The organism is Desulfobacula toluolica Tol2 (assembly GCF_000307105.1).
Classification (GTDB): domain Bacteria; phylum Desulfobacterota; class Desulfobacteria; order Desulfobacterales; family Desulfobacteraceae; genus Desulfobacula; species Desulfobacula toluolica.
On sequence record NC_018645.1, the window covers coordinates 3,172,603 to 3,184,745 of the forward strand.

Below are 12,143 nucleotides of genomic sequence, written 5' to 3' on the forward strand. Positions count from 1 at the left end.
ATCCCATGGGTAGCCGGAAGAAACCAATTTTAAGGGGTATCTCTACCATAAATTTTATCCTGAAGGCTCCCAAACACCGTTGAGCATTGCAATCCGTTTGCGTGCCTCGACTAGAACCACATATGATGGGTGGCCTTTGGATAAACGCAAAAACAGATTGCGGGAACGTTTGATTATCCTGCCCGGGATATTTATGATCGAGAACCGGATCCGTTTCATCCGTGTAGCTTCCATGGACGGATCCAATGCTAATTTTTTCATCATCACATTTAGATTCAGGGCCAATATCATGATCCACCACCACGCTGCATTCTCTCCAAAATCTGCAGACGGCAGTTTTCCTCCGGCCAAGTCGTCTTTCATCACCGCATGAACCTCTTCACTTTTGCCGCATCGTTCATGAAGCCAATGAATCAGGTCTTCTCCGTTCATTTCCTCATAGCCTATATTGGTCACAACGCCAAAGACCTTATATCTTTTTTCCACCATTTGCATGGTGGGAAAAGGAAGGGGAAGCTTTGGATCTTCCATGCCGGGTAAAGGCGATTGTTCCTCAAGAAGTTGCCGTTTGGCAAGATACCTGTATTCAGGTGCATTTTTACTGTGGCACAGCTCATTGGGAACAAAACAAACTTCCGCCCACTCACTGCCGGTCTTCATCCGTTTGCCATTCTTATCTTTATAAATTGGTTGCCACTCAGAATCAGGGACTTGAGCCACAGCAATTTTGAATGATCGGGTTACGTCGCACCCTATTGCAAATTCAATTCTGCCGAAACGCTCACTTTCGCCTGTCTCACAGTATTTTAAAAGGTCGTGCTGGTATCCTGCCGTATCTGATCTAAGTTTTATTTTTTCCACATTTTCCGGAAGGCAGTCCAAGGATTTTTTGAAAACCCTTAATTGCTCAAAGCCGGCGGGAACATTACCGTCACGAAATTCTGTATGCAGGATGACACCCTGCTCATACCACCAGGTATTCAACGGCTGATAGGATTTGAATCCTTTATAGCAATAACGGGCATTCTGTTTGCTGGATTCAATCAGGGTGGCATCCATATCCAATGTGGCCGTTTTTTTCGGATTCACCGTGTTAAGGCCGGCACACATATCTTTGTTTATTTGTACCAGACCCTTTAAATGATCATTGGGTCTGGGAATGAATGCCTTTATCTTTGTCTGGTCACGGGTTTTTTCCTGTTCAGTGTCATGGAATTCGGATAGATATCTGAAAGCCGCAGATGGTGATGGAACAGAACGTTTTTTCTCTTTGCGCCACCTCCGTTCCAGGGCTCTGCGTACTTTACGTTTTAGACCTTGCATTTCAGATTTACGCAGTATTTCGCAAAAGCCCTCATCCGCCTCCAGTATTTTTAAATCTTCAACGCAATCACCGCCGGCAAGATTGAGTAGCACCAGCGACAAAACCATTTGGGGATCGGTCCAGCCCTGGGAATTCTCTCTTATCTTTAAATGCTTTTGAATGGACTTGGATAATCCGATTACCTTGGCCAGGTCAAGATAGACCGGCAAGCTTGCCAAAGCTGTAATGCCGGTTTGAGATTTTTCTTCTTCATACTTGAATGGTAGCACGCCTTGTGTCATAGTTTGTTTCACCCCGTTGATGATAGTTTTTTGGTCGCACAAATACACTATCTGCTTGATCCATCAAGCGCAACGGGGTTTTTTATTTTTTTGGTGGTGGATTGGGGATGGATCATTAAAACACAGGACACCAATGGAAATATTTGAATCATTTAAAAAATTGAAGGCAAGTCAAGTATATTAAGGCAATAACCATTACGAGCTAAAAATCTCCAGAAAAAAGGGGTTGACCCGGTTTTGGCACTTTCTTTTTTAAAAAGGCTCAGGAGTTGAAGTCTCTCACTTAGTTTCAGTATTCGATCGTTTGCCTGAATCAGATTTTCGTTGGTGAAATACCAGTTCACGGTATTCTCGAGTTCGTTCTGATTGATGTTGCGGGAAATTCTGGCAATTTTGCGGATACCGAGATTACAGCCGTAACCCATAACGCCTGCAAAGAAGGTCTTTTCTTCGGGCTTTTCCCGGTTATGCTTGATTTGCCAGTGCTCGAAACAGTCCGAAAAGTTCGAGAGCCGGTTGACCGTCGTCAGTACTTCAAAAAGGGAAATAAACCGGTTTTTGGGAAACAGATCGGTTACCGTATATGACACATCTTTTTCCACCTTCGGTGTTGAAACCTTCAGCTTTCCCTTGTCGTCAACTTTTGCGTATGGGTTTTTTCCGGAATCGATGTTTTTATTGGTTGTCCGGTACTGGGCTTTAAGCGCTTTTTTCAATTCAGGTTCCAGTTCCTGGAAACTTTCAAAGCCCTCAAGTCCTGCTCGCTGAAGCAGCTCTTTTTTTCTTACTTTCCAGACACTCTGCGGAATCAAATAATCATCAAATATAGTGGACCCCAATGTCAAGACAGTTTTTCATTCAATTTAAGCGTCATTTTCCATTTTGAAAATGTTCGTAATTCTGTGTCACGGTTCGGCGTTCAGATTTGCTTCGGCGACTAGCGGAAGTGGAAACCAGGCCCTGAGAATGGGCACCCCAAAATCTGCCCGTCGGAAGGGGTTGGTTTCCGCTGGAGCGGGTTTTTCGGTACATCGTTTTCATCATCCCACCAACCTCAACTGATTTTTACCATAATATATTTCGGCTGGCGTTTGCCCGTTAAAACTCTGGTGAGGTCGTTCATGGTTGTAAAAATTGAAATATTTTTTCAAGGACTTGCGCAGCTGCTCAACGGATTGAAATTCGTTTACATAAATTTCTTCATATTTCACGCTGCGCCATAGCCGTTCTATGAAAATATTGTCCATACACCGGCCTTTCCCATCCATACTGATTTTAATGTCCTTATCTTTCAATACTTTTGTAAACTCGTGACTTGTGTATTGAGATCCTTGATCCGTGTTGAATATATAGGGGGTTCCATGACATCGCAGTGCCCTTTCCAGAGAGGATATACAAAATTCCTTGTCCATGGTTATAGAAAGTTCCCAAGAGAGGACATAACGACTATGCCAGTCCATGACCGCCGTCAAATAAACGAAACCACCAGAAAGTGGGATATAGGTTATATCCGTAGACCACACCTGATTTGATCTGGTTACATCAAAAGTTCTCAAAAGATATGGATACACTTTATTTTGGGGATGAGCCTTACTGGTATTCGGCTTCGGTGCAATGGATTGAATTCCCATTTTCCGCATCAATCGCTGAACCCGTTTTCGGTTAATCTTATATCCTTTGCGTCTCATAATATTGCGCATTTGGCGGGTACCATAGAACGGATGATCAGTATATTCAATGTCAATGAGTTTCATTAGCTCAAGATTTTCAGGCGTTTCCTGTTCCCCCCGGCTTTCACGGTAATAGCTGGAACGAGGCAGTCCTATCAACTCACATTGCCTTTGAATACTGATTTTAGAGTGCTTGGATTGAATTCGCTGTTTTTTTTCTTCAATACTCATTAAAGGTGTCCGGTGTTTTTTTTTAACCAATCCAGTTCAACCTGGAGTTTACCAACCTTTTGATAAAGACGGTCTCGCTCAATTTCGGCTTCTTTGGTTTGTTTTGCCTTGCTATTGCCAAAAACCAATGGCAGGGCTTCTATGGCTTCCTTTTTCCACCGATTTACAAGACTAGCATGAATGCCGAACTCAGAGGCTATCTCATTGACAGTTTGATTTCCTTTTATGGCTGCCAATGCGACCTTGCTTTTTAATTCTTTACTGTAGTTTTTTCGTTTCAAAATATCCCCTTTCTGGACTGTTATATTTTATCTTAACACATTGTCCAGTTTTCGGGGTCCACTATAAAATGACCTATATTTATAGGAATGGTGCAAATTTAGAGCACCTGATTTGATAGCGGAGGCCATTGTTTTGAATAGCAAAACCTTATAAAGGGATATTCTGATTTTGCCCTTTTCATCAAACACAATCGTCTGCTCCTCGGCTTTGGTAAATAAAAAAATCGTTTTCTTTCATCTCCGTTAAATTCCGGTGGTAACTCGAAAGACTTGATGTCGTATTGAGATAGAATTTTGAGATGTGTTGCCATTTATGAGCCCTCTATTTTGTTACAATTTTACTGGGAATATACTCAAAAAATGCAAAACATATCACCTATGTTCGGGTTTCTACAGACGAACAAGACTACTGAAATCAAAATTTTGAAATCCTGAATTATTGTGACAGGGAAGGTTGGCAGATAAATTGGTGGCTGAATTTGGAAATGTCCCGTCGCAGCTCTGCTAAAGAAAGTAAAATGCACCCAACATTCGTTGACATTGCCGACTTCTATGGGGATTTTCCCCTATTTGTTTAATTTTACCCAACGACCAAAAAGAATCCATTGAAGCCATGATGCCGGTTTCTTCAATACACCAGGGAGAATACCGGTGGGGAAAGCGCCTTGTTTCATCAACCCATGCTTCCCAGTCGATCCATTTTACGGATTCCACTTCCTCCTGGTTAGGCTGAACGTCGCCGTCATAATATCCGCTGAAAATGGGGCAGATTTCATTTTCAACAATGCCGTTTTTTGAAAAACAATATCGGTAGTCGCTGATTTTGTGCAGTTTTTGCACATTTATCCCAAGTTCAAAACGTGCCCTTCTGATTACTGCATGCTCATAAGACTCTCCAGGTTCGGGATGTCCGCAGCAGGAGTTGGACCACACCAGAGGCCAGGTTTTTTTAATGCGGGCCCGCTGTTGTAAAAGAAGGCGATTCTCCGGATTGAACAAAAACAGTGAAAATGCCCTGTGCAGGGGGGTGTTGTGGGAATGGACATCCTGTTTGGCCTGGATGCCGATCTGCCGGTCCTGTTCATCGACCAGAACGACAAATTCCTGAACGGTTTCCATAAAAATACCTCCTTTCAACTGTGATGATAAAATTTTAAAACTGCAATAAAACCAAATTTGACAACCCTCTCATTGGACGGCATTAATCCATCGCTCCTATTTTCCTGTAATATTTTTTTGCACCAGGGTGTAGTTGAACGCCTCCTGTATCTGACATAAATTTCGGATTTAAATCCTTCATTGCGACATGAACAGTTTTTAAATAATTAATATTTTCATGGATCGCCTTAACAATATTGTAGACAACTGATTCATCGAGATCGGCTCTGCACATGAAAATATTTCTTGAAGCAACCGTCTTTATATCCGTATCAAGAAATTTATAGGCACTCGATGGAATAATTGTTTTTGTAGTGTGATATTTGTTGTTTAATGAATTAATTATCGCGTCACTCAGAGGAAGTATGGTTATGTCATGAGTACTAGATAGTTCCATAAATTTTGTGGTAGGAACAGGACTGCAACCACTTAAAGAGTATAGTGTGCCTCCTCTTAACAAATTTATTGATTGACTGTAGCTGTTATAATAAATATTGCCTTTCCACTTCCTGATTTCTTGATAATCATAACCGTAAAGTTTGAACATAGCCTCGCATAAAATTTCCATAAACGACCCATTTTTATTTGGAGAATGTTTAAGAGGAAAATGTTTTACCTTGATATCTTCAAAGCTTGTTATCCCTGTTTTTTTAAGAATAACAAATTGAAAGGGCTCATCGAAGAGGCTGGTGATTGCTCTAATGTTGGGGCATGTTTCTTTAAAAGGCTTTTCACCTTTAGAAGCACTCAGGACAGTGGATGCTACTCCGATGGCAAAATCAGAAATTCCCTTATTTATTCGTAAGGGATTTGTTGCATCAGTACCAGTAATTGTAGAAACTGTAGAGCCCGCCGGCAATTTTTTTCTTACAACTTCCGCAATATCTTCTGTTACAGCTGACCATGCTCCCCCAGCAGTTCCTCCACTTATAGATAATTTTATTGGGTATTTATTATGCTGGTCATTTTTGCCATTCACCATTGAGGTCAGTTCATCAACATAAACCTTGAGCTGCTCGGCCTGGGCATTCATTTCCTCTGAGGCAGAGGCTGACTCTTCTGCATTAGCTGCATTCTGCTGCACCACTTTATCCATTTCAATAATAACTGTGTTAACCTGATCAATACCACTGGATTGTTCTTTAGAAGCTTCTGAAATTTCAGAAACCATGACACCGACCTTGTCACTGCTTTCAGATACTTTAAAAAATGCATCGTGAGTAGCTGAGACGATTTCTGTTCCATCATTAATTTTTTTCACAGTACTTTCAATCAGTTCAGCTGTATCTTTTGCAGCGTCTGCAGCTCTCATGGCAAGCTTCCTGACTTCATCGGCTACAACAGCAAATCCAGCACCAGCTTCTCCAGCACGTGCTGCTTCAACAGCAGCATTCAATGCAAGAAGATTGGTCTGAAATGCTATCTCATCAATTCTTTTTATAATTTTAGATGTTTCCTCACTGGCTTTAGAAATTTCATCCATTGAAACAATAAGCTCTCCCATGGATTTATTGGCGGTTTTCACGACCTGATTTGCATCTTGCATCAAATTATCTGCCTTACCAGCATTTTTAGCATTTTTAGTTGTCATAGAGGCCATCTCTTCCATGAATGGTGATGTTTCTTCAATGGATGTAGCTTGTTGAGATGAGCCTTCAGCAAGGAATTGGCTGGAAGAAGCTACCTGGCCTGCAGCAGATGCCACCTGGTGTGTTGCCTCATTAAGTCCGTCAACTATAAATTTCAATGGTTTCGTCACTGAACGTGTTATGAAAAAAGCCAATAAGCAGCCAATAAGCAGCGCAGCACCTGCTACAATGCTGATCACCTTTATGGATCTGGAATTTGATTTGATGAGTTGAAAGCCTAATATGTCCTGAGTCTTTTTAATATCAAGTTTTACTTCTTCAGCATTACTTGAAACCTCTGGGCCAATTCGGTCAAGTGTATTGTCTATGATATCGTTTCTTTTGAAAATCGTATCGACCAGTGAGTCGAATGCTGTCAAATATATTCCTTTCATTTCTTTGACAGCTGACAAAAGCTCCCTTCGCTTGGGATCATCAATTTCATTATCCAGAACCTTTATGTTTTTATCCATATCCTGAAATTTTTTATGGACCCTGTCGACAGAACCATGATCATTAGTGTCCAAAAATTTTGCCATGTAAAGCCTTGCCAACAGCAGACTTTTCATGGTCATGCCTGCATAGAAAGCTGCAATTATATGACCATCATCCCTGGCTGAGATCATGATTTTTGTCAAAGATTTTTCCATCAAAGGCCCTTTTACATTCAAAACATCATTGACCAGTTGATTGCGTTGTTCTTTATATTTAATAACTTGATCAAATCCTTTACGATAGTCAACCAGAACGCTTTCAATCTCATTAATCAACGCGGCTCGTTTGGGATCCTGAATTTCCTTTTGAACCTCGGCCTGGAATCCTATCAATTTTTCCCAACGTTCATTAAATGCCTTAAGTGCTTCATCGCTGCCTGAAGTCAAATAATTTTTAACATTCATACGGGATATCAGCATATTTGTCTGCAGGCGTCCGGCAAGATTGGTATGTCTTGCCATCTCCCTATATCCCATAAAGCCGTCTGAAGAGTTCTTAAGCCCCCAATAGCCTTCAAAACCTACAATCAAAAGCAGAAAAAAGATAAGGCCAAATTCAGCTGTAATTTTTTTTCCTACTGTTATATTTTTAAACATAATTGACCCCCTTTTTATTCAGGTGTTTATTGAAATAACGGGCTTTCCAGCTTTGTTATGATTTTAGATGATTATATTTTCATGTAAACTGTTAAGATAATAAGTATTACATAAAGATCAAAAAAATGAGCATCGATTAACGAATAAGAAAACAGTACAAAAGTCCAAAATAGAAGTTAATTAGATTTTTTGAAGGTAGCAGAGATAATTGAAAAAAAAGACACAAGAGGCAAAGTGCTGGGGTGATGAATATGTTTTATCACCCCAACAACCATACCATAGTCGTTCCACCATCCCTTCAACTCTGGGTTGCAGTTTAAGCCGTAAACAGGTTCCCCCCAAGCTTACAAAAAAAAGTATAATTAAAAAGGAATGTATTTAAAAGGATAGTTACTTGTTTCCTTCAACCAATCTTTCCATTGTATCCATCTTATATTCTTAACCTCTTGCCGATTCGGTATGACATCGCCTGAAAAAAATACGACAAATTTCATTATCCCTTCTGATTACTGCATGCTCATAAGACTCTCCCGGTTCGGTATGTTCGCAGCAGGAGTTGGGCCATATAAGATTTCCTTCATCCACAAGTATAACATATTCTTCATAAACACCCTTTCAGACTCCTATAACAACCGGTTTTTGAGGATGGCGACTGGGAATTTTACCCCGGCTGCTGTTTTCTCCCCAGCGTTTGAAAAGATTATGTTGGATGCCCATGTAATCAAAAACCTTTCCAATGGTTTGATCAATGATATCATCAATAGTTTTGGGCATGTGATAAAATGATGGGACAGGGGGAAGAATGTGGGCACCTACATCAGCCGCTTGGCTCATCAATCTCAAATGCCCCTTATGTAGTGGAGTTTCTCGAACCACCAAAACAAGTTTCCGCTTTTCTTTAAGAGAAACATCCGCTGCTCTAACCAGAAGATTTTCAGTATAGGAATTGGCAATTCCGGAGAGCGTTTTTACCGTGCAAGGCACCACCACCATGCCTTCGGTCAAAAAAGAACCGCTCGCTGGTGCAGCAGCTACATTCTTGTGGTCATATGTAAAATCTGCCATGGCTGCTACATCTTCGGGTTTGTAATCTGTTTCAATCCGGATATTGAGTTTTCCAGCTTCAGAAATGATCAGATGAGTTTCGTAATCCATTTCTCTCAGATATTCAAGCATTTTTACACCATAAATAATACCACTTGCCCCTGCAAGACCTATAACAATTCTTTTTTTCATAGTGTTATCTCCATTTTATTATAAAATTAATATGTTAAAAATATTGGTACTGCCTGTTAGGCATTTCGGGTAATATGATAGTGCATAGCCTGAATACGTTTTCCTTATAAAGCAGTTTCTGAGGTGTAAATCTAAATTTTTTCAAAAGCTTTCCCAAATTTATCCAGCATGAGAAATAGGTATTAGTAAAATTGGTATTTTAGCATGTTTCAACACTTTCCTTGTAACTTGACCAGGTAAAACTTCTTTGATTAAATTTCGATAATGATAAGCCAGAACTATCATATCACAATTACCATTTTCCACTTGATCGATAATTAGCTTCGCTGTATCGCCATACTTCACTTCAATTTCAACTAGTTCCGAGGGCATAGCGGATTCGTTCTGCATGTTGGTACACAATTGTTTTAAGGTTTTTTCAATTAATCTTCTTTCTGTTTTTTTGTCAATTAAAACATCTCTAGCATCCTGGTAGCGCTTTTTCCTTAATTCTTTCCATTTTTTTTCACCAATAAGATCTACAAATTCTAATTCGTTCGGAATATTCTCAATAACATGCAGAACGGTGATTACGGCATTCAGATGAACGGCAATGTCCACTGCATGTTTGAAAGCGTAACGTGCTCCCATCGATAGATCCGTTGCAAAAATCATTTTTTTAACTTTTGAAGCCATAGTCATATCCTCAGCTTAAATAATTTGATAAACAAAATGTTTGGTTTCAGCTATTATTCTTTTGGCAGCGGATTCACTGCAGGTCCATAGTATCCTATCAAAACGGCAGTTGTTATTGTATTTGGCAGGACAGCATTTACAAAATCAAAATAATCTCCCGATTCTGGTATATCGATCTTTTCCTCTTTTAGCGCATAAAGCGTAAACACATATCTATGAGCGGAATCCGGTGGCCATGGCCCGCCGTATCCCTTATTATATCCTGGTATATTAAAGGTAAAAAAATCGCTATTCAATTCTTTTGACCCGTCAGGCAATTCTCCATCTGGACTAGTACCTTCAAGCAATCCGCTAATGGAAGAAGGAATATTATAAATAAGCCAATGGGCAAAAACTCTTGGAAATCCAATCTCTTGTGGTAGATCAGGATCAGTGACCGCCAAAGCAAAACTTTTAGTTCCCTGTGGGATGTTTTCCCAATATACTGGCGGGGAAATACTGTTCTTTTCAGCATATTTTTCTGGAATTTTACCACTGTCCCTAAATACTTTAGATTTTAATGTAAACATAGTTTTATCTCCTTTTCATTAGACATTTTCAGGAATATGTTTGGATATAGATTTTGTTTTATTTTTATAATAATTAATAAATAATATCGGAATCAATATGCCAATTCCTATAGTATCCGTTAACCAACCCGGAAAAATAAGCAAAATCCCAGTTAAAAAAAGAAATAGCTGCTCTACGAGCGTCAATCTTGTAAATACCCACTTTGATATTGCTGCAGAAAGCGCAAAAATACCTATGGTAGCAGAAATTACTGCAAATAATACGGCTTTAAAACTCCCTATCAAAAGTATGGACTGATTATAAACCATTACATACGGTATGATAAATCCTGCGATAGCATATTTAAATCCCGCAAATCCAGTTTTCAGAGGATTGCCTCCTGATATTGCAGATGCTGCATAGGACGCGACAGCTACTGGTGGTGTGAGTGCAGAGATGCATGCGAAATACACGAGAAACAGATGTGCTGCAATAATAGGAATACCAAGAGAGACTATTGCTGGACCGCACAAAACAGCAACTAGAATATAAACCACTGGCAAGGGCATACCCATACCAAGAATTAGAGCGGCCGTCATTGTCAAAATGAGAGCTAATATTAAATTCTGCTGAGATAATGCAATAACGATACTGGCAAATTTGCCACCCAACCCTGTTAACATTATTGCGCCGACGACGATGCCAGCAGATGCACAAGATGTCATAACAGCAATCGAAGTTTTTGAAGTTGCGACCATTGTGTCACAAAGTTTGGAAAAAGTTATTCGTGTTTTCTTTCGTAAGAAACTTGCCAGATATATAAAAAAAGATGCCACGATTGCCGCATATGCAGGTGGAAAGCCTCGCATTAATAAAATGATCAACAAAGCAATGGGTATTATATATTGTGTACTGATAGGAAGCGTTTTAAAGAAGCTTGGCAGATTTTCCTTTTTATACCCTTCAATGCCTTTTTTGCTTGCTTCAAAATAAATCATCAAAGTACAGGACAAGAAGTATAGGACTGCTGGGAAAATGGCCGCGACACAAATATCTGCATATGGAATCCCTGTTATTTCTGCCATAAGAAACACGGCTGTACCCATAACAGGTGGCACTAGCGCAGATCCTGTACTGGAAACGGCAGTAATCGCTCCTGAAAAAGTTGAACTGAAACCTGTCTTTTTCATCATGGGAATACTAAAGGAACCCACAGCAACCGTAGTTGCTGTGGGGCTGCCAATCATCATTCCAAACAACGCCGCAGCAACGGTACCTATATGGCCTGCGGCTCCTTTCATTCGTCCAACTAAAGACATTGAAATGTCTACGAAAAAAGTTGCTGCTCCCGAACTCTCAAGAAAGGCTCCAAAAAGTATAAATTGAATCACTAGGGTTGCCACTACGGCTATTGGCTTACCATAAATTCCATCAAGGGTGAGATACATTGATTCAACAATATCTTTGATCGTGAATCCGCTATGGCCGAACATGCCCGGGATATATTTCCCTACATAACAGTAGATAAGAGAAATTACTGCAATCCATACGAGTGACATTCCTATGGTTCTTCTTGTTGCTTCAAGCACCAGTAGAATTGCAAAAATTCCTAGAATAAATTCAATCGTTGAAACTTCTCCTATCATTGTAGGACGAATCGATATTTCATCATAGTTAATGCAAAGATAAACTCCAATCAATAAGGATAGAACCGATGGAATTATATCGAAGATTCCAATATATTTTTCCTTGCTATTTAATGGAAAATACAAAAACGTGAGGCAGAGGAATAAAGAAACTGTTACTGAATAATAAGCCAAAGGCTTTTCTATCCCGAAAAATCCAATATATATGTGATATATTGCGGTGAATATTGCGATAATATTTGCAAATTTCTTTATTCCATTGTTCATGATTATCTCCAGATTTTAAAAAAGTTTACACCGTTTCATTAAGTCTATCACAGTTAAAGATCTCAACATTAAACTGCAATAAACGGCACTGGGCTCATATCATTCT

The 12,143-nt window shown here is 39.8% G+C and carries 7 protein-coding genes and 3 pseudogenes; all 10 read right to left on the reverse strand.

Annotation, left to right across the window (positions count from 1 at the left end):
* Positions 1-54: 54 nt before the first annotated feature.
* Positions 55-1,605 (reverse strand): IS1380 family transposase, encoded by a 1,551-nt coding sequence (locus tag TOL2_RS14465; RefSeq protein ID WP_041279548.1) that lies wholly within the window; start codon positions 1,603-1,605, stop codon positions 55-57.
* Between the two features lie 152 nt (positions 1,606-1,757).
* Positions 1,758-2,417: a Tn3 family transposase gene (locus TOL2_RS14470; RefSeq protein ID WP_232507946.1), complete on the reverse strand. Its 660-nt coding sequence runs from the start codon at positions 2,415-2,417 to the stop codon at positions 1,758-1,760.
* A gap of 228 nt (positions 2,418-2,645) precedes the next feature.
* Positions 2,646-3,811: pseudogene (locus tag TOL2_RS14475) on the reverse strand (IS3 family transposase).
* 480 nt (positions 3,812-4,291) lie between these two features.
* The gene (gene idi / locus TOL2_RS14485; protein WP_014958149.1) at positions 4,292-4,906 is read right to left on the reverse strand and encodes an isopentenyl-diphosphate Delta-isomerase; all 615 of its coding nucleotides are present in this window, start codon (positions 4,904-4,906) and stop codon (positions 4,292-4,294) included.
* 82 nt (positions 4,907-4,988) lie between these two features.
* A pseudogene (locus TOL2_RS25785) lies at positions 4,989-6,776 on the reverse strand (TAXI family TRAP transporter solute-binding subunit); the annotation flags it as partial.
* Positions 6,777-7,241: 465 nt separating this feature from the next.
* Positions 7,242-7,664, reverse strand: a pseudogene (locus tag TOL2_RS26045) (CHASE3 domain-containing protein); the annotation flags it as partial.
* A gap of 615 nt (positions 7,665-8,279) precedes the next feature.
* Positions 8,280-8,900, reverse strand: coding sequence for a UbiX family flavin prenyltransferase (locus TOL2_RS14495; RefSeq protein ID WP_014958134.1), 621 nt, complete (start codon positions 8,898-8,900; stop codon positions 8,280-8,282).
* A gap of 159 nt (positions 8,901-9,059) precedes the next feature.
* Positions 9,060-9,575 carry a universal stress protein gene (locus TOL2_RS14500; protein ID WP_014958135.1) on the reverse strand — a complete coding sequence of 172 codons (516 nt, stop codon included), beginning with the start codon at positions 9,573-9,575 and terminating at the stop codon, positions 9,060-9,062.
* Between the two features lie 53 nt (positions 9,576-9,628).
* The gene (locus TOL2_RS14505) at positions 9,629-10,144 is read right to left on the reverse strand and encodes a YbhB/YbcL family Raf kinase inhibitor-like protein (protein WP_014958136.1); all 516 of its coding nucleotides are present in this window, start codon (positions 10,142-10,144) and stop codon (positions 9,629-9,631) included.
* A gap of 18 nt (positions 10,145-10,162) precedes the next feature.
* The gene (locus TOL2_RS14510) at positions 10,163-12,037 is read right to left on the reverse strand and encodes a TRAP transporter permease (protein ID WP_014958137.1); all 1,875 of its coding nucleotides are present in this window, start codon (positions 12,035-12,037) and stop codon (positions 10,163-10,165) included.
* Positions 12,038-12,143 lie beyond the last annotated feature (106 nt).

What these genes read in the sequence shown, in the direction of transcription:
- TOL2_RS14465 (WP_041279548.1), bottom strand. Translation starts at nt 1,605, where the DNA reads ATGACACAAGGCGTGCTACCATTCAAGTATGAAGAAGAAAAATCTCAA.
- idi (WP_014958149.1), bottom strand. Translation starts at nt 4,906, where the DNA reads ATGGAAACCGTTCAGGAATTTGTCGTTCTGGTCGATGAACAGGACCGG.
- TOL2_RS14495 (WP_014958134.1), bottom strand. Translation starts at nt 8,900, where the DNA reads ATGAAAAAAAGAATTGTTATAGGTCTTGCAGGGGCAAGTGGTATTATT.
- TOL2_RS14500 (WP_014958135.1), bottom strand. Translation starts at nt 9,575, where the DNA reads ATGGCTTCAAAAGTTAAAAAAATGATTTTTGCAACGGATCTATCGATG.
- TOL2_RS14505 (WP_014958136.1), bottom strand. Translation starts at nt 10,144, where the DNA reads ATGTTTACATTAAAATCTAAAGTATTTAGGGACAGTGGTAAAATTCCA.
- TOL2_RS14510 (WP_014958137.1), bottom strand. Translation starts at nt 12,037, where the DNA reads ATGAACAATGGAATAAAGAAATTTGCAAATATTATCGCAATATTCACC.